Genomic DNA, 23505 nt, shown 5'->3' on the forward strand with positions numbered 1-23505 from the left:
CTCCCGACGTGAATGACCATGCCACTTTACTGAAGAAGTCATTGAAAAAATTGCCATTGCAAAATATCTTCTTTCAGCTGCTGGCAGCGAAGATAGTCAAGACTTTCAATCGCTTGTGCGGTTTCACTCCGCAACGTTGCCAGCAACGCTTTTCGCCCGACGTCTTCCGTTTTTCCTGCCATTTTCCCACGCAGGGCCGGAAGCGGCATGTCCACGGTTAACAACAGTCGCGTCAGTGCGGCAACCGAGGTTGAAAACGCCCGATGTGCAAAAGCAAACCCCGCCAGCTCCAGCCAGTCGTCATTATTAAGGGTAGCTTCCCAGCCATCCTCCACGGGGATCTTTTCACCGTTCCAGGCCGATAGCACCCGCGCATCGCGCTTCAGACGCTGCTGCGCCTGCTCGCACAGCTGACGCCCTGCCTGACTCTGCGGCAGCAAGGCCATCGCGGTGTAGCAGCCGCTGCTGGCTTCACGATGGCTGCCCATCCGTACCAGCACAAACCCACATTGCTGCCAGAAACGCCAAAGCTCATCGGTATAACCAAAGCTCACCGACAGATAATCTTCGCCGCTGGCGCTGCGAACAAGCGCCTGGCCAATCCCTTCCCGCTGACGGTGAGGATGTACGGCAATGCGGGTCACCCGTCGTCCTCTGAGCGTCGCCGCCAGCGGAGAGCCGCCGTGCGCCGCCAGAGACTGCGCCACCAGGTTACCGCGCGGACGCCGGTACCCTGCCCACACGGCGCGGCTAAGCTCAGGGGACAGCCCGCCCTCCTCCACCAGCCAGAGCGCCCCGGCGATATCCGGGTTCGTCTCGGCAACGGCAAACTGCTGCCCGGGCGCGTCCATCATGCGGCGTAAATCGAGCGGCGAGGTGCGATAATGCGCCGCACAGAGGAGCTCGTATACGCTCGCTGCAAGCACCGGACGGCGTTCCCAGGCCTCCGGGGTGAGGGAAGTTAAACGCACCTCTCCTTCCGGGCGGCGGTCGATCAGCGTATCGTCAAACAGCAGCGCGCTGGCGACAACCCGCTCAAGCGGGCAGCCCGCCGCCCAGCGTACCGGCGCTGATAAGCTGTAACGCTGCAGCCCGGCAAACCGACCGCAGAATTTAAGCAAGAATCCCCGGCCCGTCCCTTCATATCCCTGCACCGTGGTGGTCAACAGCACGCGAGGGAAACGGACAACTAACTTTTCCAGCAGCGGACCGGGGATCGCAGCGGCTTCATCGACAATCAGCCAGTCAGCCCGGTGTGAAGAGGCAAGCAGCGCGTCCGGGGCCATAAAATGAAAACGCTCTCCGGCAAAGCGGGCGATGATATCCGTCGCCCCCTTCGACGGGGCGGTGACCACGGCGCTGCCCGCAATGCGGTTCAGCAGCATTCCCGCCAGGGCTGATTTTCCGCGCCCGCGCGCGGCGGTGACGGCCACGATGCCCTCCGGCATCCTCTGCAGCACATCCAGGATCTCAGCCTGCTCGCGCTGCGGTGCGCCGCTGGCAGGCGCCCAGTCTGGCGCGTCGGGTAAAGGCGGAAGGGATAACGCGCGACCCTGATGCCAGACAATCGCGTCGGGATCGGCGTCAATCGTCCGGCAGAAATGGTGTACAAAATGCGGTGTGGCTATCGCTTCGGCACCGTCGCTCCAGCGCAGTGAATCGCTGTCTGGCAACTCGGCCCACGCGTCAAGCGGCGGAACCCGCAGCACCAGAAGGCTTCCGGCGCTCAGCGTTCCGCTCAGGGCGGCAAACGCGGCGACATCAAACCCGGCGCTGGCGTCAAAAACGGCATGCCGGAACTCGCGTCCCAGCAGGCTGCTGATGGATTTTGAAGGATGTTCGTCAAGCCTTACCCAGTTTCCGGGCAAGGCGTCACGCAGGGCGACCGCCTGGCTTAACGTCCACTGAAACTCACCGCTGAGCACCACCAGCCGACGATGGCCGGTGCGCTCAAGCTCGCTTATCAGCTGTTCAAACTCAAGCATTACATCGCTTTGCCGAAGGTATTACACTGCGCCGGATCGCCGCTGTCGAAGCCGCGTTTAAACCAGCTGTAGCGCTGCTGTGAGGTTCCGTGAGTGAAGCTGTCCGGCACGACGCGCCCCTGGCTCTGCTGCTGAAGACGGTCGTCACCGATAGCCTGTGCGGCATTTAATGCCTCCTCAAGATCGCCGGATTCCAGCACGCCCTGCTGCCGCATGCTGTGGCCCCAGACGCCCGCGAAGCAGTCTGCCTGCAGCTCCATCTTAACGGAAAGGCGGTTCACTTCCGCCTGAGACGCATTTTGCTGGAGCTGGCGCACTTTTGGTTCAATCCCCAGCAGCTTTTGCACGTGATGGCCAACTTCATGCGCGATCACATAGCCCTGAGCAAAATCACCGTCAGCGCCAAGCTTGCGTTTCATGTCATCGTAAAAAGAGAGATCGATATAGACGGTGCCGTCTGCCGGGCAGTAGAACGGGCCCATCACAGATTGCCCGGTACCGCATCCGGTGCGGGTTGCCCCCCGGTACATCACCAGCTTCGGTTGCTGGTAGGTACGGCCCATCTTCTCGAACAGCTGACTCCAGGTGTCTTCTGTTGTGGCGAGAATAACGGAGGTAAATTTAGCCGCTTCATCTTCATTTGGACTGATGGAGTGCTGAGATTGCTGCTGTTGCAGCGGCTGACTGGTCATTAAACCGGTGAGATCGACGCCGTAATACCCCGCAACGAGCACCACAATCAGCAGGATTATCCCGCCTTTGCCGCTCGGTAACCGGAAGCCGGGCCCGCCCATTGAAGGACCGCCGCCACCATCACTGCGTCTGTCTTCTACATTGTCACTTTCACGACGCCCTTGCCAGCGCATAACCACCTCGAACTATTCCATTTATAATAGCTATGATCGTAGGCGGTTAACGGCAAGATTACCATAGGAAACAAAGGTAAGACGCCAAAGGATGCAAACATCCTTTGGCAAGTGAGGGAGTTAGTCGAGCTTAACGCCTAAACGGTGAGCAACCGCTTCGTACGCTTCAATCAGGCCACCCAGGCTCTGACGGAAACGGTCTTTGTCCATTTTATCCAGGGTTTCTTTATCCCACAGGCGGCTACCGTCCGGTGAGAACTCATCGCCCAGCACCACTTCGCCTTTGAACAGACCAAACTCCAGCTTGAAGTCGACGAGGATCAGGCCCGCGTCATCAAACAGTTTTTTCAGCACGTCGTTGGCTTTGTAGGTCAGCTCCTGCATACGCGCCAGGTTCTCTTTGCTCACCCAGCCGAAGGTTTCGCAGTAGGATTCGTTGACCATCGGGTCGTGCATGGCATCGTTTTTCAGAAACAGGTCAAACAGCGGTGGATTCAGTTCGATACCTTCTTCAATGCCGAGACGCTTCACCAGGGAGCCCGCCGCACGGTTACGAATAACGCACTCAACCGGAACCATATCCAGTTTTTTCACCAGACATTCCGTATCGGACAGCAACGCTTCCATCTGGGTCGGGATACCCGCTTCGGCCAGTTTGGTCATAATGAAGTGGTTGAACTTGTTGTTCACCATGCCTTTACGATCGAACTGCTCAATGCGTGCGCCATCCCCTGCTGACGTATCATTGCGGAACTCGAGCACCAACAGATCCGGGTTTTCCGTGCTGTATACGGTCTTCGCTTTGCCACGATACAACTCAGCTTGCTTCTGCATCTTCATTACTCCTGGTGTGATGATTTGTGTTCAAAACTGGGGATATTATGCCACGCACACGTTTGCGTGGCACTAAAATAAAAAGGGCTGGATTCACCAGCCCTCGTATTTATTTGCTGAATGCTGCCTGGAAGACAGCGACCAGCGCATCGTTCTGCGACTGGGTCAGCGTGTGACCTTTAGGATCGATAAACTGCAGACTACTGCGGTTATCAAGGTCGCCTACCTGAATCTTGTAGTCACCGGAGGCAAGCTGAGGATCTTTCGCGCCAAGTTCCTGCCACGCGCTGTCGGAGAGCGGCTTATACGTTGCCGTCATGCTGCCGGTCGAACGCGTGCTGTCGGTCACTTTCATGCCCACTTTTTCCAGCGTCGCTGGCAGACGCTGCCAGGTCTGGTTAAACGGTGCACGCACCACCAGCATTGGCAGGCCAGTATCATCCGCACCGCTTTGCACATCGAAGGTCGCGCCGTTGCGGCTCTGCGCGGCGTTGGCGGCATCGGTAGCGGTTTTATCCAGCCCCGCGGCAATCACGTTCAGCATTTCGGTGCTGTAACGCTGCAGGGACGCGGCATCCGCAACCGGTTTACCCGCCTGCTCCAGGTTCAACAGCTTAACGTTAACCGCCTGCTGATAACCCTGTGGTTTTACGGAGACTTGATAACGACCGCGGTACTGCTGGTCTTCATCCAGACGGTTCCATTCGACCCAGTCGGTGGTTAAGGTCTGGCTGGCGTCATCGCGTTTATCGATGGTGTAGTTCTTCGACTGAATGACGCTGACAACCTGCGGCCACAGGGTGCTACCGCGCGCGCTCTCAACCATCAGAGACGCCGTATCACCGGTGAACTGGGTACGCGCCCCGTTGACCAGCGCCAGAGGCTGTGCTGGCGGACGAATATCAAGCGCTTTACCGACCAGGCCGCTGCCGTTGGTCACGGGAATATTATAATCGCCGTTCTGAATCGGCAGGATCATACCAGCCGGTGCGTGAAGTTCAGCAAGCGGGGTCGCATCCAGATAGGATTCATCACCGCTCACCTGGCGCTTGTAGCGCGAATCTGAACTACAGGCAGCGAGCAGCATAACAAGCGAAACACTCGCAACCTTCACCAGGCGCGACTTCTGTACTGAATAAGCCATCAAATCTCCCTAAACTCTACAGCAAACCGGCATGCTTCAGCGCCGCCCTGACGATGTCACGACCGTGGTCGGTAATCGGTGTCATTGGCAGACGCAGCGTGTCGGATGCTACAAGTCCCAACTCCTTACATGCCCATTTCACTGGGATCGGATTGGGTTCGACAAATAATTTATTGTGCAGCGGCATCAGACGCTGATTAATGACACGCGCTTCATCAAAGTGACCGGCTGCGGCCAGTTTGCACATTTCTGCCATATCGCGCGCCGCAACGTTTGCCGTTACGGAGATCACGCCATGACCACCGAGCTGCATAAAGTCCAGCGCGGTCGCATCATCGCCACTCAACAGGATAAAGTCGTCTGAAACCAGCTCTTTGATCTGATGAACGCGGCTTAAGTTCCCTGTCGCCTCTTTAATACCGATAATATTTTTTACTTCCGAGAGACGACCAACGGTTTCCGGCAGCATATCGCAACCGGTACGGGACGGCACATTATACAGAATTTGTGGCAAGTCAGTATGTTCAGCGATGGCTTTGAAGTGCTGGAACAAACCTTCCTGAGTAGGACGGTTGTAATAAGGGGTCACCGTCAGACAGCCAACGATGCCGCTGTCGTTAAAACGTTTGGTCAGGCTGATAGCTTCTGCGGTTGCATTAGCCCCTGTCCCCGCGATGACCGGAATACGTCCGTCAGCCAGTTCCAGGGTCAGCATCACCACATCGCCGTGCTCGTCGTGGCTCAGCGTTGCGGATTCACCGGTAGTCCCTACCGAAACGATCGCCGAGGTTCCGTTGGCGACATGGTAATCAATGAGCTTCTTCATGCTTGACCGGCAGACATTACCTTTTTCATCCATCGGTGTAACAAGCGCGACAATACTTCCCGTGAACATGAGCCATCCTCTGTGCGAACAAGAGCCTCAATGTTACGTTTGGAACTGTAATAAAAGCAAGCGACCTGAGGCTCTCAGGCGGTTGTATGCATGTTTTTTTTATGCTTTCCTTAGGAAGACTTAACCATGCAAAGGAAGAACAGGTTTGACAACCTCATCACAACATTACCTGGTTATCACTGCGCTGGGTGCCGACAGGCCGGGTATCGTGAACACCATCACCCGCCACGTAAGCAGCTGCGGCTGTAATATTGAAGACAGCCGTCTGGCTATGCTTGGCGAAGAGTTCACATTTATTATGTTGCTTTCCGGGACATGGAACGCCATTACGTTGATTGAATCGACCCTGCCGCTGAAGGGGGCCGAACTGGATTTGCTGATTGTCATGAAGCGCACCACCGCGCGTCCGCGTCCGGCACTGCCTTCTACCGTCTGGGTGCAGGTTGAAGTCCCTGATTCTCCGCATCTGATTGAGCGTTTCACGGCGCTGTTTGACAGTCATCAAATGAATATTGCCGAACTGGTTTCCCGTACTCAGACAAGCGATGAACAGGGTCTTCCGGTGCTGTTTATCCAAATCACGGCGCACAGCCCTGCCTCACAGGATGCGTCAAATATCGAGCAAGCGTTCAAAGCCCTCTGTACAGAATTAAACGCGCAGGGCAGTATAAGCGTCGTCAATTATTCGCAGCACGAACAGGATGGAGTTGAGTAATGAACCCACTGAAAGCCGGTGACATCGCACCGAAATTTAGCTTACCGGATCAAGACGGCGAGCAAGTAAATTTGACCGACTTCCAGGGACAGCGTGTTCTGGTCTATTTCTACCCGAAAGCCATGACCCCCGGCTGCACCGTACAGGCCTGCGGCTTACGCGACAACATGGACGAGTTGAAAAAAGTTGGCGTGGAAGTGCTGGGTATCAGCACGGATAAACCAGAAAAGCTGTCACGATTTGCTGAAAAAGAGCTGCTGAACTTCACGCTGCTTTCTGATGAAGATCATCAGGTGTGCGAGCAGTTCGGCGTCTGGGGCGAGAAGACGTTTATGGGTAAAACCTACGACGGCATTCACCGCATTAGCTTCCTGGTTGACGCTGACGGTAAAGTTGAACATGTGTTTGACGACTTCAAAACCAGCAACCACCACGACGTGGTGTTGAACTGGCTGAAAGAAAGTGCCTGAAAGTGAGTGTCGGGTGGCGCTGCGCCACCCGGCAAAACTACTTCTCTTCCACCGCCGGAACATCCGGCCACGCGTGGACCACGGCTTTAATCAGCGTCGCCAGCGGAATCGCAAAGAACACGCCCCAGAATCCCCACAGCCCGCCGAAAATCACGACGGACAAGATAATCACCAGCGGATGCAGGTTCACCGCTTCGGAGAACAGCACCGGTACCAGCAGGTTACCGTCCAGCCCCTGAATAATCAGGTACACCGCGAAGCAACTCCAGAACTCGGTCCCCAGCCCAAACTGGAACAGCGCGACCCCAACAACCGGAATGGTCACCACAAACGCGCCGATGTACGGAATCAGGACCGACAGCCCCACCAGCACCGCCAGCAGCAGCGAGTAGTTCAGGCCGAAAATCAGGAAGCCAATCCAGGTGGCGACCCCCACGACAATCATCTCCAGCACCTTGCCGCGAATGTAGTTGGTGATCTGCTGGTTCATCTCTTCCCAGACCTGCCCTGCCAGCCCGCGGTTGCGCGGCAGAATACGGCGCACGGCGTTGAGCATCTGGTCTTTATCTTTCACCAGGAAGAAGACCATCAGCGGCACGAGCACAAGGTAAACCGCGAGCGTCAGCAGTCCGACCAGCGAGGCCAGAGAGTACTTCACCACCGAATCGCCCATCGTCATGATGCGAGCGCGCATATTTTCGGCCATCGCGTCGATAATCCCGGCGTCCATCAGGGCCGGGTAACGGCGCGGCAGCGTGGCGGCAAAATCAGAAAGCTTGTTCAGCATGCCGGGCATATCGCGGATAAGGTAGATCCCCTGCTGCCAGGCCACCGGCATCACCACAAAGGCCATTAACAGCAGGATGCCGACAAACAGCACCAGGACGATGCTGGTCGCCCAGCGACGGGAACAGCCGATGTGCTCCAGACGCACCGTTGGCCACTCCAGCAGGTACGCCAGCACGATTGCCACCAGCAGGGGCGCGAGCAGGCCGCTAAAGAAGAACAGGATACCGAACCCGGCAACCAGAATAACCAACAAAGCAATGGCTTCCGGGTCGCTGAACCGACGCCGGTACCACTGCATTAACATTTCGAGCATACAACCCTTCCCTGAATCGAATGGCGGGAGTGAGACGGTGAATTGTATCTAACTGTCACAAAAAAGACTTTCGCTTTTTGTATCCCTAACGCAATCCGCAAAAGCCTGATGAATGGGATTTTCTTCATGCTATAACACGGCTACACTCGCAGAGCAGCAGAGATGAACGATATGCCGGTTCATCGGTCAAATTAGCACATCCAACATACAGGACAGTGGTTATGTTCAGGCAGTTGAGAAAAACACTGGTTGCAACGCTGATTGCCGTGGTGACGGTCGGTCAGGTGTTGCCCGCTTTTGCTGACTCGTCCGATTCATTGCCGGACATGGGCACCACAGCAGGAAGCACGCTCTCTATTGGGCAAGAGATGCAAATGGGGGATTACTATGTTCGCCAGCTGCGCGGCAGCGCCCCGCTGATTAACGACCCTTTGCTGGTACAGTACATTAACGGGCTGGGAATGCGTCTGGTTTCGCACGCCGACTCGGTAAAAACGCCCTTCCATTTCTATTTAATCAATAATGACGAAATCAACGCCTTCGCCTTCTTTGGCGGTAACGTGGTGCTGCATTCGGCGTTATTCCGTTACTCTGACAACGAAAGCCAGCTGGCCTCGGTGATGGCGCACGAAATTTCGCACGTCACGCAGCGCCACCTGGCGCGTGCCATGGAAGACCAAAAACGTAATGCCCCCCTCACCTGGGTGGGCGCGCTGGGCTCTATTCTGCTGGCGATGGCCAGCCCGCAGGCCGGGATGGCAGCCCTGACCGGTACGCTGGCGGGAACGCGCCAGGGGATGATCAGCTTTACCCAGCAAAACGAACAGGAAGCGGACCGCATCGGGATTCAGGTGCTGCAGCGCTCGGGCTTTGACCCGCAGGCCATGCCGAGTTTCCTGGAAAAACTGCTCGATCAGGCACGTTACTCTTCCCGGCCGCCGGAAATCCTGCTGACGCACCCATTACCTGAAAGCCGACTGTCGGACGCGCGTAACCGTGCCAACCAGATGCGTCCGGTCGTGGTCCAGTCTTCGCAGGATTTCTACATGGCGAAAGTAAGAACCCTGGGGATGTACAATTCCGGACGTAACCAGCTCACCAGCGACCTGCTGGACACCCTGGCGAAGGGCAACGTGCGTGAGAAAAACGCCGCACAGTATGGTCAGGCGCTCCAGGCGATGGAAGCCAGCAAATACGACGAAGCGCGTAAAGCGCTGCAACCGCTTCTGGCGGCCGACCCGAATAACCCGTGGTACCTCGATCTGTCGACGGATATCGATCTGGGACAGAAGAAGCCTGCCGATGCGATTAACCGTCTGAAGGGGGCGAAAGACGTCCGAACCAACCCGGTGCTGCAGCTTAACCTGGCCAATGCTTACTTACAGGGCGGCCAGCCTGGCGAAGCGGCGACCATTCTGAACCGCTACACCTTCAATAATAAAGACGATCAAAACGGCTGGGATCTGCTCGCTCAGGCGGAAGCCCAGCTCGGCAACCGCGATCAGGAGCTGGCGGCGCGTGCCGAAGGTTTTGCCCTGGTGGGCCGCCTCGATCAGGCGATTTCCACGCTCAGCAGCGCCAGCGCGCAGGTCAAACTCGGCAGCCTCCAGCAGGCCCGTTACGACGCGCGTATCGACCAGCTGCGCGGCCTGCAGCAGCGCTTTAAGCCATACGAGAAGATGTAATAAAGGAGAATTCACGTCATGACCGACGCCGTAAAAATCTATCATAACCCTCGCTGCTCCAAGAGCCGCGATACCCTGAGCCTGCTAAAGTCTAACGGCGTTGAGCCGGAGGTGGTGCTGTACCTTGACACCCCACCTGACGCGCAAACCCTCCGCCAGCTGCTGCACATGCTGGGAATGGGCAGTGCAAGAGAGCTGATGCGTCAGAAAGAAGATCTGTATAAGTCGCTTAACCTTGATGACAGCCGCCTCACCGAGGCTGAGCTGATCCAGGCGATGGTTGAAAATCCAAAGCTGATTGAGCGCCCGATTGTGGTGGCGAACGGCCAGGCGCGCATTGGACGCCCGCCGGAAGACGTGCTCGAGATCCTCTAGTCCTTATGCCGCAGCGCTTCCAGAAAGGCCTGCGGCGTACTCTCTCCCAGCTTTTTCTGCGTTTTTCCCCGGTTGTAGAATTCGCACAGCTGGATCAACAGCTCGCCTGCCGGTTCACTGTTCAGACGTGGGATGATTTCGCATAGCGGCAGAGCAACCTGAACGGCGCGGTATTGCCATGGATGCGCTGTTACGGTGGTATTGCGCTCCTTTAGCTTCACCTCGAAACCAAAAGTCTCAACAGATTGAATATCAGCCGGACAGGCTTCCAGCGCGTCGTTCGCCCAGTGGGCCAGCAGCTGCGGAGAAATGCCCGCGTACAGCCGGGCGTAGCACCAGCCGCTCACGGGTTCACGCGCCCAGAGCAGATGCTGTTCCCCGCCATCGTCCATATGCAGAGACAGAGGCTGATGATGTAACAGGAGTTTTTGCGGCACGATGCCGGCTTTCAGCGCCTTTTTCCCCAGCAACGTCGCGCCCTTCTGCTTTACCGAAGCCGGTTTAAGGTAGCGGTTCAGGGTCGCGCGGGATACGGCAATCCCGAGTCCGTTATTGACCATCTGCAGCAGTTCATCCAGCGGGGCGCCCGTGATATCCCGCAGGGCATTGACCAGCGCGACCTGTTCCTGTCTCAATGCTTTGTGTATCACTTTTGGCGTCGTATGGTTATCTGAAACCTGCTCGCGGTTGCGCCAGCGCCTGACGGTAGTGACCGAAATACCCAGCTCAGTGGCCAACTCCCTGTCGCTTTTATCTGACTGCTGAAGATAGCGACGGATGCGCGGCGTCGTGGTGGCATTAGCATGCAGTTTAATTTCCATCGCAGGATCCTCAGAACCAACCTTATGAGATTTATACTACACAAGCGATTGCTTTGTGACCGATTTCACCTTTCGCTCGCCACGCTTCACTGATAATCCCCAGATATAACACAAACAACACCCCTCAATCTTGTACGGAGTTCACAATGAACAATGTTCTGGGATTTCTTGAAGCAAAACTGATGCCGCTGGCGGCCAAAACGGCCCAGCAGCGTCATCTCGGGGCCATTCGCGGCGCCTATGTCTCCTTCATGCCGTTTATCATCGTCGGCTCTATTCTGCTGGTGATCTCGTCGTTCCCGAATCAAGCCTATCAGCAGTTTATGTCTCAGGCCTTTGGTGAGAGCTGGAGCGCCATTATCGAAATCCCGTTCAACGCGGTGTTCTCCACCATGTCGCTGTTCATCAGCTTCCTGGTCGCCTTCCGCCTGGCGGAACACTACGGTGAGGATCGCATCTCCTGCGGTATCCTGGCGCTGGTCGCCTTTCTCATCCTGACGCCCTTTATCAAAGTGGCGGAAAACGGCGGTATCACCGTCATTCCGGTGGAGTGGATTGGCAGCAAAGGGCTGTTCGTGGCGATGATTGGTTCCCTGCTGTGGACGGAGCTGTTCTGCTGGCTCAAGCGCAAAAAACTGGTGATCAAAATGCCGGACGGCGTGCCTCCGGCGGTGCAGGAGTCGTTCGCCGCGCTGATCCCGGCCCTGCTGGTGATGATTCTGGTGCTGGGTATCCGCATCGTGTTTGAAAACACCCACTACAACACCATCCACCAGTTTATTTACGAAGTGGTTGCCACGCCGGTGCGCCACTACGGCACCTCTTACTTTGGCGCGCTGATGACGGTGTTCAGCATCACCATTCTGTGGTCAGTGGGCATTAACTCCGGCTCGATGATCAACGGCATCATTCGCCCGCTGTGGATGGAGAACCAGACCGACAACATCGCCGCGATTCAGGCAGGCACGACGCCGCCGCACATTATCACCGAGCAGTTTTTTGACATGATCTGGATGGGCGGCGCGGGGGCCACGCTGTCGCTGGTCATTGCAATGCTGATTTTCGCCCGCAGCAAAAACATGCGTGAAGTGGCGCGCCTCGGCGCCGGGGCGTCGGTGTTTAACATCAACGAACCGATTCTGTTTGGCCTGCCGGTGATCATGAACCCGATCATGCTTATCCCCTTCAATCTTGTCCCGCTGGTGCTGGTCACCGTGCAGTATGTAGCGATGAAGATTGGCGCGGTTGCCGTCACCACCGGGGTGTTTATTCCCTGGACGCTGCCGCCGGTCATCAGCGGTTTTATCGTCACCGGCCACCTGAGCGGCAGCGTGATGCAGCTTATCAACCTGCTGATTGGCGCCATGCTGTATCTGCCTTTTATGCGTATCGTGGACAAACAGTACCGCGCGGCGGAAATGGCCACCGTTACGCAAACCGACACCACCCTTGCAAAACAGGAGTAAAGCATGTGGGGAATTATCGCGACCTGGAGAATGGCGCTTGAAGGCGTTACGGAGTCTGCGTCTGCGCTGGCTGCGGGGAAACCGGTCTCCGCGGCAGTAGTTGATGCCGTCGCCGCCGTCGAGGACTTTCCGTTTTATAAATCCGTCGGCTACGGGGGGCTGCCCACCGAAAATGGCGAGGTGGAGCTGGACGCCGCCTACATGGACGGCGACACGCTGGCATTTGGCGCCGTGGGCAACCTGGTGGATATCGCCAACCCGGTGCGCGTGGCGCATGCGTTAAGCCGCCAGCGCTACAACAGCCTGCTGGTCGGCCAGGGCGCGCGGGAATGGGCGCTGAGCCAGGGCTTTGCCGACAAAACCATGCTCACCGACCGCGCCATGCAGCACTACCGCAAACGCTGCCGCGAAACGCTGGATAAGGGCTTAAGCCCTTACGACGGGCATGACACCGTCGGCATTATCGGCCTCGACAAGCAGGGCTCGATGAGCGTCGCCACCTCCACCAGCGGCCTGTTCATGAAAAAGCGCGGTCGACTCGGGGATTCACCCATTATTGGCTCCGGCTTTTACTGTGACAGCCAAACCGGCGCCGCCACCGCCACGGGCGTCGGTGAAGATCTAATGAAAGGCTGCACCAGCTACGAAATCGTCCGCCGCATGGCGCAGGGTATGACGCCGCAGCAAGCTGCAGATTCGGTAGTGTTCGAACTGGAGGACAAGCTGATGTCGCGCTTTGGCCGCGTGGGCGATCTCTCCGTGGTGTGCATGAACAACAGGGGCGAATTTGGTGCCGCCACCAACATCAAAACCTTCTCGTTCGTGGTGGCGACGGCTCGCCAGCCCCTCACCGTTTTTCGTACCGAACGCCTGCGGGAGAAAACGCACTTTCACGCCGTGGATGAGGAATGGATGCAGGCCTATGCCGCGCGGATCCGCGCGCCGATTGAGGAGCAATGATGATTACGTATCAGTTTATCACCGCACTTTCTGACGCGAAGCCGCAGAGCCATTTGATTGCCCCCGCCTCCTGTAGGCATTTGCCCGAAACGTCGCTTGTCGCGGAAATGCGCGAGTCTACCAGCATCGCTGACACCCGCTTTGGCTGCGCGCCTTTTGCCCGGATCACCCTGCTGCCCGATGCGCTCTGGCAGGATAGCCTGACCGAAGGATTACTGGCGGCGCTGCGTCCGCTGCTGGCCTCGCCCGTCAGCCCCGAGGTGATACTTGATGTTACTGATATCGACGATGTGGTGCTGGCGCAGGTGCTGCGTTTTCTCTTTAATCAGGCGCACAGGCTAAGCGATTTGCAGTTGAAGAAAACCAGTGACGAGGTCCGTCTTCAGCGCATCACCGCGCTCTGTTTACCCGAACAGCAGGACCGACTGGCGGTTATTTTCCGCCAGCAGCAGGCCATCGCCCACGGCATGGTCGCGGTGCGACGTCTGGCGGATATCCCGTCCGACCGCTGCACGCCGCAGTTTGTGGTGGAAGAGGCGCAAAGGCTCTGTACCGCCTTCCCCGCCCTGCACTGCGAAGTACTGAATGAAAAGGCTATTGCTGAGCAGGGGCTGGGGCTACTGCACGCCGTCGGCAAAGGGGCGACCTGTCCGCCGCGCCTGCTGGCGATTCATTATGACGGTGTCAACGACGGCCCGGTGCGCTGCTATGTGGGTAAAGGCATTACCTTTGATACCGGCGGCCTGTGGCTGAAGGAAGGCGCGGGCATGTACACCATGAAATACGACATGTGCGGTGCGGCTAACGTGCTGGGCCTGATGCTGACCGTCGCAGAGCTGGGGCTTCCCGTTCGCATCATGGGCGTGCTGGCGCTGGCGGAAAACGCCATCGGTCCGGACGCCATGCAGCCCGGCACGGTGGCAACGGCCTGCAACGGCACCACGGTGGAAATCAACAACACCGATGCCGAAGGCCGACTGGTGCTGGCGGACGCCATCGCCTGGGCCAGCCAGCGCCATCCGCAGGCGCGATATATTATTGATATGGCGACCTTAACCGGTGCGGTCGTAAAGGCGCTGGGGTATGAGCTGAGCGGGCTGATGACGCAGGATGAACCGCTGCGCGCGGCGCTGACGCTGGCGGGTAAGCAGAGCGGCGATGAAGTGTGGTCCCTCCCGCTGGACGCCCGGCTGAAAAAGCAGACCGACAGCGCCATTGCCGATCTGTGCAACACACCGACCAACAATGCGGCGATCAGCGCCTCGGCGGCGTGGCTGCTGCATCACTTCTGCCCGCCAGCCATTCCGTGGGCGCATCTGGACATTAGCGGTACGGCGCTGTGGCGAGAGAGCGGAAGGAGCGTGGCGTCGGGAAGACCGATTCCACTGCTGGTTGAGCATCTAATGGGGGATCTTTAGCCGGGTGGCGGCTACGCCTTACCCGGCCTACAAAGTGCGGCAGGTTTTCGTAGGCCCGGTAAGGCGTAGCCGCCACCGGGCAAAAAGCTCAAAGCTTGAGAATATCTTTCACAAACGGAATGGTCAGCTTGCGCTGGGCGGTAATAGAGGCGCGATCGAGCTGATCGAGGGTGTCAAACAGCGTGCGCATTTCCCTGTCCAGACGCTTGAGCAGGAAGCGCCCCACGTCCTCCGGCAGCTCAAACCCGCGCTGCTTTGCGCGCAGCTGTAACGCCTGAAGCTTATCTTCATCCGACAGCGGCTGGAGCTTGTAGATTTGTCCCCAGTCCAGACGAGACGCCAGATCCGGCAGCCCCAGATTGAGCTGGCGAGGCGGACGATCGCCGGTGATCAGCAGCCGGGTTTTACCCGATTCCAGAATGCGGTTATAGAGGTTAAAGATCGCCATTTCCCACGGCTCATCCCCCGCCACGCATTCGATATTATCGATGCAGACCAGCGAGAGATGTTCCATTCCCTCAAGCACCTCAGGCACGAACCAGGTACGTTTATCCAGCGGCACATAGCCTACCGCGTCACCGCGCGCCGAAAGCTCCGCGCAGGCGGCATGCAGCAGGTGGCTACGCCCCGCGCCTTCGCGTGACCAGATATAGATGTATCCGCTGTGATCCTGGCGCAGCACGTTTTGCAGTGCAGCCAGTAAAGAGGGGTTATCACCCGGCCAGAAACTCGCGAAAGTTTCGTCGTCAGGGAGATAGAGTGGCAGAGAGAGCTGTGCCGGTCCGTTCAGAAATACCTCAACCAGAGATCCTACGTAAAATCGGAATGGAGTTTAACACGGAACCTGCAAGGAGAGAACCGGGCGATCCCTCGCCCGTTAATACGATCAATGTGACGTTTTTTCGCTTTCGTCCGCGTCCAGAATTTCTTCTTCCGGGCGGATGACCGAGATCAGCTTGAAGATCAGGCTCAGGCCCACGCCGACGATGGTCGCCAGCGCCATGCCCTTCAGCTCGGCCGCACCAATGTGCACCTTAGCACCGCTCACGCCGATGATCAGGATAACGGAGGTCAGGATCAGGTTTTGCGCCTTGCTGTAATCCACTTTGGATTCAATCAGCACGCGAATACCGGAGGCACCGATCACGCCGTACAGCAGCAGAGAAACACCGCCCATCACCGGCACCGGAATGATCTGAATCGCTGCCGCCAGCTTACCGACGCAGGAGAGCAGAATGGCGATGATCGCCGCGCCGCCGATAACCCAGGTGCTGTAGACGCGGGTAATCGCCATCACGCCGATGTTCTCGCCGTAGGTGGTGTTTGGCGTGGAGCCAAAGAAACCGGAGATGATGGTGGAGAAACCGTTCGCAAACATAGAGCGGTGCAGACCCGGGTCGCGGATTAAATCGCGCTTAACGATGTTCGCCGTCACCACCAGGTGGCCGACGTGTTCTGCAATCACTACCAGCGCCGCAGGCAGAATGGTGAAGATAGCAAACCATTCGAAGCGTGGCGTATAGAAGGTTGGCAGAGCGAACCAGTGCGCCTGAGCGATCGGGGTGGTGTCCACCACGCCCATCGCGAAGGAGAGCGCATAGCCCGCCAGCACGCCGATCAGGATCGGGATAATCGCCATGAAGCCGCGGAACAGCACGGAGCCAAATACCGTCACGCCCAGCGTTACCAGCGAGATGATAATGGTTTTGGAATCCGGTGACTGGCCGTCAGCAGGCAGCAGGCCGGCCATATTCGCCGCGACGCCCGCCAGCTCAAGACCGATGACGGCAACAATTGCGCCCATCGCCGCAGGGGGGAACATCACGTCCAGCCAGCCGGTACCGGCTTTCTTCACAATGAAGGACACCACGCAGAACAGGACGCCACACATGATAAAGCCGCCCAGCGCGACTTCATAACCCAGCGGCAGCAGCAGTAACACCGGCGAGATAAAGGCGAAGCTCGACCCGAGATACGCCGGGATTTTGCCTTTACAGATAAAGAGGTATAGCAGCGTACCAATGCCGTTGAACAGCAGCACGGTAGCCGGGTTAATGTGGAACAAGATTGGCACCAGCACGGTTGCGCCAAACATGGCGAACAGGTGCTGCAAACTAAGCGGGATAGTCTGTAAAAGCGGCGGTCTTTCACTCACCCCGATAGCACGGCGCGTCATAGTGTTTTCCTCTGTGTAGTATTGTTGGCGTTTTATTCAAAAAAAAGCCGACTATCAAAGTCGGCTTATTTATCGTTATTCGATTATTTCGTACCAAAGATCTTATCGCCGGCATCGCCGAGCCCCGGGATGATGTACCCGTGCTCGTTCAGGCCCTGGTCGATAGAGGCGGTATACAGCTCAACGTCCGGGTGCGCTTTTTCCAGCGCGGCGATCCCTTCCGGAGCCGCAACCAGTACCAGCACCTTAATGCTGTTACAGCCCGCGTTTTTCAGCAGGTCGATGGTAGCGATCATAGAGCCGCCGGTCGCGAGCATTGGGTCAACCACCAGCGCCATGCGCTCGTCGATGTTAGACACCAGCTTCTGGAAGTAAGGAACCGGCTCAAGGGTTTCTTCGTTACGGTAGATCCCGACCACGCTGATACGCGCGCTTGGCACGTGCTCCAGCACGCCTTCCATCATGCCGAGACCGGCACGCAGGATTGGCACCACGGTAATTTTCTTACCTTTGATCTGCTCAACCTGCACCGGGCCGTTCCAGCCTTCGATGGTGACTTTTTCTGTTTCCAGATCAGAGGTCGCTTCGTAGGTCAGCAGGCTGCCGACTTCAGATGCCAGTTCGCGAAAACGCTTCGTGCTGATGTCATGCTCACGCATCAGGCCCAACTTGTGTTTAACGAGTGGGTGTTTCACTTCCACAATCTTCATTCTCTTTCTCCTCTGAGGTGGCGTCCGCAAAAAAAATCGCGGGATTATACCGCTTTTTTCGGATTAGGCCATACCCATGTTGCTTGATGTACATCAAGCTAAAACAAAAAAGCCGGAGGCTTGGCTCCGGCTTGGGTGCGGGGTTCTGCCGGGTGGCGCTAACGCTTACCCGGCCTATACGTCCCGTAGGCCCGGTAAGCGCAGCGCCACCGGGCAATTATAGCTGCTCTCCGTTGCTCGCAATGACCTGCTTATACCAGTCGAACGATTTCTTCTTACTGCGGTTCAGCGTGCCGTTCCCTTCATTGTCTTTATCCACAAAGATAAAGCCGTAGCGTTTTTTCATTTCACCCGTACCGGCAGACACCAGGTCGATACAGCCCCATGGGGTATAGCCCATCAGGTCAACGCCGTCCTCCACCACCGCTTTTTTCATCTCGCGGATGTGGGCGGCCAGGTAGTCAATGCGGTACTGGTCGTTCACCGTGCCGTCGCTCTCCTGCACGTCGATCGCGCCAAAGCCGTTCTCAACGATAAACAGCGGCAGCTGGTAGTGATCCCAGAACCAGTTGAGGGAGTAGCGAAGCCCCACCGGGTCAATCTGCCAGCCCCAGTCGGATTTCTGCACGTACGGGTTAGAGACCAGGCTCTTACTTTCGTCGTAGTCCAGCTGCGGGTTGTCCGCAGTCGCTTTGGTAGCGAAGGACATATAGTAGCTGAACCCGATGTAGTCCACGCAGCCCTGCGTCAGCGCCGCTTTATCTTCTTCGGTAATATCCAGCGCGAAGCCGCGACGCTCGAAGTAGTTGAGCAGATGCTGCGGGTATCTGCCGCGCACGTGCACGTCGGTGAACCAGTAGCGGCGGTGCATGGCGTTCATCGCCATCATCATATCGTCCGGCGCGCAGGTCAGCGGATAGATAGGACACATGGCAATCATGCAGCCAATCTGCAGCGACGGGTTAATCTCGCGCCCCGCTTTCACCGCCAGGGCGCTGGCTACCAGCTCATAGTGCGCGGCCTGGAACATCACCGGCTCACGGTCTTCACCCGGCGCGTACTTCAGCCCGGAGTTCGTGAACGGCGCAAAGTCTTCGTGGAAGTTGGCCTGGTTGTTGATCTCATTGAAGGTCATCCAGTACTTCACCTTATGCTGGTAGCGCTGGAAAACCACTTTTGCGAAGCGAACGAAGAAGTCGATCAGCTTACGGTTGCGCCAGCCGCCGTATTCCGTGACCAGATGGAAAGGCATTTCGAAGTGCGACAGGGTGATAACCGGTTCGATGCCGTGCTTCAGGCACTCGTCGAACAGATCGTCATAGAATTTCAGGCCAGCCTCGTTAGGCTCAAGCTCGTCCCCTTTCGGGAAGATCCGCGTCCAGGCAATAGAGGTGCGGAAGCATTTGAACCCCATCTCGGCAAAGAGTTTGATGTCTTCTTTATAGCGGTGGTAGAAATCGATGGCTTCGTGGTTAGGGTAATTTTTCCCGTCCAGCACGCCGTTGGTGATTTCACGCGGCACGCCGTGGGCGCCTGCGGTCATCACATCGGCCACGCTCACGCCCTTGCCGCCCTCTTTCCAGCCGCCTTCCAGCTGATGCGCCGCAACGGCCCCCCCCCACAGAAAATCTGCTTTAAATCCTGACATTCGCTTTCCCTCATTCTGCGTTATTTTCTGCAAAAACAATTACAGAAACCGGTTTCAGTTCGATGATGTGCAAAGGGAATAACCGTTGCAAGCAGTTCTCAGAAACCGGTTTCATTTTCGTGAACAGAGTCAAGTTTGGCTGCATTCACGAGGCACACAGAAAAAAAGATCCCCACGTCCAGAATAGGCTCGCAAACGTTTGCCTGGACTGTTAGAATTGCGCCGATTTTTCTTACTAGCTATGCAATCGCGTGGGGATTTAAGCCGTGACCAACAAAACTTCTCTCAGCTACAAAGATGCCGGTGTTGATATTGACGCAGGTAATGCGCTGGTTGACCGAATCAAAGGTGTGGTGAAAAAAACCCGCCGCCCGGAAGTGATGGGTGGTCTGGGTGGATTCGGCGCACTGTGCGCACTGCCGCAAAAATATCGTGAACCTGTTCTGGTCTCGGGAACTGACGGTGTAGGCACTAAACTGCGCCTGGCGATGGATTTAAAACGTCACGACACGATCGGTATCGATCTGGTCGCGATGTGCGTGAATGACCTGGTGGTACAGGGCGCAGAGCCGCTGTTCTTCCTCGATTACTACGCAACCGGCAAACTGGACGTGGATACCGCAGCCAGCGTGATTAACGGTATCGCCGAAGGGTGTCTGCAGTCCGGCTGTGCGCTGGTCGGTGGTGAAACCGCGGAAATGCCGGGCATGTATCACGGCGAAGATTATGACGTCGCGGGCTTCTGCGTCGGCGTAGTAGAAAAATCAGAAATTATCGACGGCAGCAAAGTGGCCGATGGCGATGTGCTGATCGCGCTGGCCTCCAGCGGCCCGCACTCCAACGGCTACTCCCTGGTGCGTAAAATCCTCGAAGTGAGCGGCTGTGACCCGCTGACGACCGAACTCGACGGTAAACCGCTGGCTGACCATCTGCTGGCGCCGACCCGCATCTACGTGAAAAACGTGCTTGAGCTTATCGAGAACGTCGACGTTCACGCTATCGCTCACCTGACCGGCGGCGGCTTCTGGGAAAACATCCCGCGCGTCCTGCCGGACAACACCCAGGCGGTGATCGACGAATCCTCATGGCAGTGGCCGGCCGTCTTTAACTGGCTGCAGACCGCAGGCAACGTGAGCTCTCACGAAATGTACCGCACCTTTAACTGCGGCGTGGGCATGGTTATCGCCCTGCCGGCAAGCGAAGCGGATAAAGCGGTTAAGCTGCTGACAGAGAAAGGTGAAAACGCGTGGAAAATCGGTACGATTAAAGCCTCCGATTCCGAACAGCGTGTGGTCATTGAATGAAAAACATCGTGGTGCTCATTTCCGGCAACGGAAGCAATTTGCAGGCCATCATAGACGCCTGCAAACAGAAGAAAATCAATGGCACCATTCGGGCAGTTTTCAGCAACAAGGCCGACGCGTTCGGCCTTGAGCGCGCGCGGGAAGCGAACATTCCTGTGCACGCGCTGGAAGCCAGCCAGTTCGCCGGGCGTGAAGCCTTTGACCGCGAGCTGGTGCATGAGATTGATGCCTACGCTCCGGACGTGGTCGTGCTGGCGGGCTATATGCGTATTCTGAGCCCGGCCTTCGTCGAACACTTCGCCGGACGTCTGCTGAATATTCACCCTTCTCTTCTGCCGAAATATCCCGGCCTGCACACCCACCGTCAGGTTCTGGAAAACGGCGATGAGGAGCACGGCACCTCCGTGCATTTCGTTACCGACGAGCTGGACGGCGGTCCGGTGATCCTGCAGGCCAAAGTCCCGGTCTTTGACGGCGATAGCGAAGAAGACGTGACCGAACGTGTGCAGACCCAGGAACACGCCATTTACCCACTGGTGGTCAGCTGGTTTGTCGACGGGCGTCTTGAGATGCGCGACGGCGCAGCCTGGCTGGACGGCGTGAAGTTACCCCCGCAGGGGCATGCTGCCGAAGAGTAGTCTGTTTGAATTGCCCGGCGGCGCTTCGCTTGCACGGGCCTACGGTCCCGTAGGTCGTGGTAAGCGCAGCGCCACCCGACCCCCCCTCCTCCAACCCTCTAAAATCCCCAACAAAAAAAATAACTGTCATACTTTTCTGGCACTGTTGGACATATCGTGGAAATGCTCGCCATAATAAGGACGAGACGGATTTACCACGTCCCGTGATTGAACTGGAGTGTGAGCTGTAATGGGTCAGGAAAAGTTATATATCGAGAAAGAGCTAAGCTGGTTAGCATTCAACGAACGTGTACTCCAGGAAGCGGCAGACAAAAGTAACCCGCTGATCGAGCGCATGCGTTTTTTGGGCATTTATTCCAACAACCTGGATGAGTTCTACAAGGTTCGCTTTGCCGAGCTGAAAAGACGCATCATCATCAGCGAAGAACAGGGCTTAAACTCGCACTCGCGGCATCTGCTGGGCAAAATCCAGTCCCGCGTGCTGAAAGCCGATCAGGAATTTGACGGCCTGTATAACGAACTGCTGCTGGAGATGGCGCGCAATCAAATCTTCCTGATTAACGAACGCCAGCTTTCCGTTAACCAACAAAACTGGCTGCGCCACTACTTCAAACACTATCTGCGCCAGCACATTACCCCGATTCTGATCAACCGCGAAACCGATCTGGTACAGTTCCTGAAGGATGATTACACCTACCTGGCGGTGGAAATTATTCGCGGTGAATCCATCCGTTACGCGCTGCTGGAGATCCCGTCCGACAAGGTGCCGCGCTTTGTGAACCTGCCGCCGGAAACCCCGCGCAGACGCAAGCCGATGATCCTGCTGGACAACATCCTGCGCTACTGTCTGGACGACATCTTCAAAGGCTTCTTCGATTACGATGCGTTAAACGCCTACTCGATGAAGATGACCCGTGACGCCGAATATGACCTGGTGCATGAGATGGAAGCCAGCCTGATGGAGCTGATGTCATCCAGCCTGAAACAGCGCCTGACAGCCGAGCCGGTGCGCTTTGTTTATCAGCGCGATATGCCGGACGCCATGGTGGAGATGCTGCGCGAGAAACTGACGATTTCGCGCTATGACTCCATCGTACCGGGTGGTCGTTACCACAACTTTAAAGACTTTATTGGCTTCCCGAACGTCGGCAAAGCCAATCTGGTGAACAAGCCGCTGCCGCGCCTGCGCCATCTGTGGTTCGATAAATTCCGCAACGGGTTCGACGCCATTCGCGAACGCGATGTCCTGCTCTACTATCCGTACCACACGTTCGAGCACGTGCTGGAACTGCTGCGTCAGGCCTCTTTCGACCCGAACGTTCTGGCGATCAAAATCAACATCTACCGCGTGGCAAAAGATTCCCGCATCATCGACGCGATGATCCATGCGGCGCACAACGCCAAAAAAGTCACCGTGGTGGTTGAGCTGCAGGCGCGCTTCGACGAAGAGGCGAACATTCACTGGGCGCGCCGTCTGACGGAAGCGGGCGTACACGTCATCTTCTCCGCGCCGGGACTGAAAATTCACGCCAAGCTGTTCCTGATCTCGCGTAAAGAGGGCGATGAGGTGGTGCGTTATGCCCACATCGGTACCGGAAACTTTAACGAGAAAACGGCGCGAATTTATACCGACTACTCGCTGCTGACCGCCGATGCCCGCATCACGAACGAGGTGCGCCGGGTGTTTAACTTTATTGAGAACCCGTACCGTCCGGTGAGCTTCGATTATCTGCTGGTGTCGCCGCAGAACTCGCGCCGTCTGCTGTACGATATGATCGACAAAGAGATCGCCAATGCCCAGAAAGGGCTGTCGTCCGGCATCACGCTGAAGCTCAACAACCTTGTCGACAAAGGGCTGGTGGACAGGCTGTACGCGGCCTCCAGCTCCGGCGTACCGGTTAATCTGCTGATTCGCGGCATGTGCTCGCTGATCCCGGAACTGGAAGGCATCAGCGACAATATTCGCGTGATCAGCATTGTTGACCGTTACCTGGAACACGATCGGATCTATATTTTTGATAATGCGGGTGATAAACAGGTCTATCTCTCTTCGGCAGACTGGATGACGCGCAATATTGACTACCGAATTGAAGTCGCGGCACCGCTGCTGGATCCGCGCCTGAAGCAGCAGATCCTCGACATCATCGAGATTCTGTTCAGCGATACCGTGAAAGCACGCTATATCGACAAAGAACTCAGTAACCGCTACGTACCGCGCGGCAACCGCCGTAAAGTGCGGTCGCAACTGGCGATTTACGACTATATCAAATCACTCGAGCAACCCGATTAACCT

Annotated in this window: 21 protein-coding genes; 10 read left to right on the plus strand and 11 right to left on the minus strand. The window is 56.9% G+C overall.

What is annotated here, in order from left to right; genetic code table 11:
• Positions 1–38: 38 nt before the first annotated feature.
• The 5 genes from V1566_RS19595 to dapA all read right to left on the minus strand — a co-directional run bounded on the left by V1566_RS19595 (position 39) and on the right by dapA (position 5724).
• Positions 39–1985 carry a tRNA(Met) cytidine acetyltransferase TmcA gene (locus V1566_RS19595; RefSeq protein ID WP_395304387.1) on the minus strand — a complete coding sequence of 649 codons (1947 nt, stop codon included), beginning with the start codon at positions 1983–1985 and terminating at the stop codon, positions 39–41.
• Positions 1985–2851 carry a neutral zinc metallopeptidase gene (locus tag V1566_RS19600; protein WP_395304388.1) on the minus strand — a complete coding sequence of 289 codons (867 nt, stop codon included), beginning with the start codon at positions 2849–2851 and terminating at the stop codon, positions 1985–1987. Before V1566_RS19600 ends, V1566_RS19595 begins: the two co-directional genes overlap by 1 nt.
• A gap of 120 nt (positions 2852–2971) precedes the next feature.
• On the minus strand, positions 2972–3685 hold the full coding sequence (purC, locus tag V1566_RS19605) for a phosphoribosylaminoimidazolesuccinocarboxamide synthase (protein WP_023332985.1): 714 nt from the start codon (positions 3683–3685) through the stop codon (positions 2972–2974).
• 109 nt (positions 3686–3794) lie between these two features.
• The gene (gene bamC / locus V1566_RS19610; protein ID WP_148242409.1) at positions 3795–4829 is read right to left on the minus strand and encodes an outer membrane protein assembly factor BamC; all 1035 of its coding nucleotides are present in this window, start codon (positions 4827–4829) and stop codon (positions 3795–3797) included.
• 16 nt (positions 4830–4845) lie between these two features.
• Positions 4846–5724, minus strand: coding sequence for a 4-hydroxy-tetrahydrodipicolinate synthase (gene dapA, locus V1566_RS19615; protein ID WP_023308757.1), 879 nt, complete (start codon positions 5722–5724; stop codon positions 4846–4848).
• Positions 5725–5869: 145 nt separating this feature from the next.
• On the opposite strand from dapA, the gene V1566_RS19620 reads away from it, so the two are divergent.
• Together V1566_RS19620 and bcp are read left to right on the plus strand one after the other, a co-directional pair.
• On the plus strand, positions 5870–6439 hold the full coding sequence (locus V1566_RS19620; protein WP_032643538.1) for a glycine cleavage system transcriptional repressor: 570 nt from the start codon (positions 5870–5872) through the stop codon (positions 6437–6439).
• Positions 6439–6909: a thioredoxin-dependent thiol peroxidase gene (gene bcp / locus V1566_RS19625; protein ID WP_395304389.1), complete on the plus strand. Its 471-nt coding sequence runs from the start codon at positions 6439–6441 to the stop codon at positions 6907–6909. The genes V1566_RS19620 and bcp overlap by 1 nt, the downstream gene beginning before the upstream one ends.
• Positions 6910–6946: 37 nt before the next feature.
• On the opposite strand, the gene V1566_RS19630 is transcribed toward bcp, so the two are convergent.
• On the minus strand, positions 6947–8011 hold the full coding sequence (locus tag V1566_RS19630; protein WP_061714661.1) for an AI-2E family transporter: 1065 nt from the start codon (positions 8009–8011) through the stop codon (positions 6947–6949).
• Between the two features lie 221 nt (positions 8012–8232).
• On the opposite strand from V1566_RS19630, the gene bepA reads away from it, so the two are divergent.
• Together bepA and arsC are read left to right on the plus strand one after the other, a co-directional pair.
• Positions 8233–9696, plus strand: a complete 1464-nt coding sequence (gene bepA / locus V1566_RS19635) for a beta-barrel assembly-enhancing protease (protein ID WP_395304390.1) — start codon at positions 8233–8235, stop codon at positions 9694–9696.
• An 18-nt stretch (positions 9697–9714) separates the two neighbouring features.
• Entirely contained in the window at positions 9715–10071 is a 357-nt protein-coding gene (gene arsC, locus V1566_RS19640; RefSeq protein ID WP_023308762.1) for an arsenate reductase (glutaredoxin), read from the plus strand.
• On the opposite strand, the gene V1566_RS19645 is transcribed toward arsC, so the two are convergent.
• Positions 10068–10892 (minus strand): XRE family transcriptional regulator, encoded by an 825-nt coding sequence (locus V1566_RS19645; RefSeq protein ID WP_395304391.1) that lies wholly within the window; start codon positions 10890–10892, stop codon positions 10068–10070. The genes arsC and V1566_RS19645 overlap by 4 nt on opposite strands.
• Before the next feature lie 146 nt (positions 10893–11038).
• On the opposite strand from V1566_RS19645, the gene celB reads away from it, so the two are divergent.
• The 3 genes from celB to V1566_RS19660 are packed head-to-tail and all read left to right on the plus strand — an operon-like array spanning position 11039 to position 14736.
• Positions 11039–12358, plus strand: coding sequence for a PTS cellobiose transporter subunit IIC (celB, locus tag V1566_RS19650; protein ID WP_219940073.1), 1320 nt, complete (start codon positions 11039–11041; stop codon positions 12356–12358).
• Positions 12359–12361: 3 nt separating this feature from the next.
• On the plus strand, positions 12362–13318 hold the full coding sequence (locus V1566_RS19655) for a N(4)-(beta-N-acetylglucosaminyl)-L-asparaginase (RefSeq protein ID WP_395304392.1): 957 nt from the start codon (positions 12362–12364) through the stop codon (positions 13316–13318).
• The gene (locus V1566_RS19660; RefSeq protein WP_395306020.1) at positions 13318–14736 is read left to right on the plus strand and encodes a leucyl aminopeptidase family protein; all 1419 of its coding nucleotides are present in this window, start codon (positions 13318–13320) and stop codon (positions 14734–14736) included. The genes V1566_RS19655 and V1566_RS19660 overlap by 1 nt, the downstream gene beginning before the upstream one ends.
• Positions 14737–14824: 88 nt before the next feature.
• Here V1566_RS19660 and V1566_RS19665 read toward each other — a convergent pair whose 3' ends face one another.
• The 4 genes from V1566_RS19665 to V1566_RS19680 form a co-directional block, all read right to left on the minus strand.
• A complete protein-coding gene (locus V1566_RS19665) occupies positions 14825–15526 on the minus strand; it encodes a DnaA inactivator Hda (protein WP_211438414.1) in 702 nt (233 codons plus the stop codon).
• 96 nt (positions 15527–15622) lie between these two features.
• Entirely contained in the window at positions 15623–16912 is a 1290-nt protein-coding gene (gene uraA / locus V1566_RS19670; RefSeq protein ID WP_395304393.1) for a uracil permease, read from the minus strand.
• Between the two features lie 83 nt (positions 16913–16995).
• On the minus strand, positions 16996–17622 hold the full coding sequence (gene upp / locus V1566_RS19675) for a uracil phosphoribosyltransferase (RefSeq protein WP_023308769.1): 627 nt from the start codon (positions 17620–17622) through the stop codon (positions 16996–16998).
• Positions 17623–17839: 217 nt separating this feature from the next.
• Positions 17840–19270, minus strand: coding sequence for a 6-phospho-beta-glucosidase (locus V1566_RS19680; RefSeq protein ID WP_193939336.1), 1431 nt, complete (start codon positions 19268–19270; stop codon positions 17840–17842).
• 266 nt (positions 19271–19536) lie between these two features.
• On the opposite strand from V1566_RS19680, the gene purM reads away from it, so the two are divergent.
• The 3 genes from purM to ppk1 all read left to right on the plus strand — a co-directional run bounded on the left by purM (position 19537) and on the right by ppk1 (position 23502).
• Positions 19537–20574 (plus strand): phosphoribosylformylglycinamidine cyclo-ligase, encoded by a 1038-nt coding sequence (purM, locus tag V1566_RS19685; RefSeq protein WP_008501643.1) that lies wholly within the window; start codon positions 19537–19539, stop codon positions 20572–20574.
• A complete protein-coding gene (purN, locus tag V1566_RS19690) occupies positions 20571–21212 on the plus strand; it encodes a phosphoribosylglycinamide formyltransferase (protein ID WP_395304394.1) in 642 nt (213 codons plus the stop codon). The genes purM and purN overlap by 4 nt, the downstream gene beginning before the upstream one ends.
• Positions 21213–21441: 229 nt before the next feature.
• Positions 21442–23502: a polyphosphate kinase 1 gene (gene ppk1, locus V1566_RS19695; protein ID WP_395304395.1), complete on the plus strand. Its 2061-nt coding sequence runs from the start codon at positions 21442–21444 to the stop codon at positions 23500–23502.
• The last annotated feature ends 3 nt before the right edge of the window (positions 23503–23505 follow it).

It is taken from the genome of Enterobacter sp. ECC-019, assembly GCF_043974075.1.
GTDB lineage: Bacteria > Pseudomonadota > Gammaproteobacteria > Enterobacterales > Enterobacteriaceae > Enterobacter > Enterobacter asburiae_D.

Bases quoted from the DNA above. Each gene is read 5' to 3' on its own strand.
- V1566_RS19595 (WP_395304387.1), bottom strand. From the start codon at position 1,985: ATGCTTGAGTTTGAACAGCTGATAAGCGAGCTTGAGCGCACCGGCCAT.
- V1566_RS19600 (WP_395304388.1), bottom strand. From the start codon at position 2,851: ATGCGCTGGCAAGGGCGTCGTGAAAGTGACAATGTAGAAGACAGACGC.
- purC (WP_023332985.1), bottom strand. From the start codon at position 3,685: ATGCAGAAGCAAGCTGAGTTGTATCGTGGCAAAGCGAAGACCGTATAC.
- bamC (WP_148242409.1), bottom strand. From the start codon at position 4,829: ATGGCTTATTCAGTACAGAAGTCGCGCCTGGTGAAGGTTGCGAGTGTT.
- dapA (WP_023308757.1), bottom strand. From the start codon at position 5,724: ATGTTCACGGGAAGTATTGTCGCGCTTGTTACACCGATGGATGAAAAA.
- bcp (WP_395304389.1), top strand. From the start codon at position 6,439: ATGAACCCACTGAAAGCCGGTGACATCGCACCGAAATTTAGCTTACCG.
- V1566_RS19630 (WP_061714661.1), bottom strand. From the start codon at position 8,011: ATGCTCGAAATGTTAATGCAGTGGTACCGGCGTCGGTTCAGCGACCCG.
- bepA (WP_395304390.1), top strand. From the start codon at position 8,233: ATGTTCAGGCAGTTGAGAAAAACACTGGTTGCAACGCTGATTGCCGTG.
- arsC (WP_023308762.1), top strand. From the start codon at position 9,715: ATGACCGACGCCGTAAAAATCTATCATAACCCTCGCTGCTCCAAGAGC.
- V1566_RS19645 (WP_395304391.1), bottom strand. From the start codon at position 10,892: ATGGAAATTAAACTGCATGCTAATGCCACCACGACGCCGCGCATCCGT.
- celB (WP_219940073.1), top strand. From the start codon at position 11,039: ATGAACAATGTTCTGGGATTTCTTGAAGCAAAACTGATGCCGCTGGCG.
- V1566_RS19655 (WP_395304392.1), top strand. From the start codon at position 12,362: ATGTGGGGAATTATCGCGACCTGGAGAATGGCGCTTGAAGGCGTTACG.
- V1566_RS19660 (WP_395306020.1), top strand. From the start codon at position 13,318: ATGATTACGTATCAGTTTATCACCGCACTTTCTGACGCGAAGCCGCAG.
- uraA (WP_395304393.1), bottom strand. From the start codon at position 16,912: ATGACGCGCCGTGCTATCGGGGTGAGTGAAAGACCGCCGCTTTTACAG.
- upp (WP_023308769.1), bottom strand. From the start codon at position 17,622: ATGAAGATTGTGGAAGTGAAACACCCACTCGTTAAACACAAGTTGGGC.
- V1566_RS19680 (WP_193939336.1), bottom strand. From the start codon at position 19,270: ATGTCAGGATTTAAAGCAGATTTTCTGTGGGGGGGGGCCGTTGCGGCG.
- purN (WP_395304394.1), top strand. From the start codon at position 20,571: ATGAAAAACATCGTGGTGCTCATTTCCGGCAACGGAAGCAATTTGCAG.
- ppk1 (WP_395304395.1), top strand. From the start codon at position 21,442: ATGGGTCAGGAAAAGTTATATATCGAGAAAGAGCTAAGCTGGTTAGCA.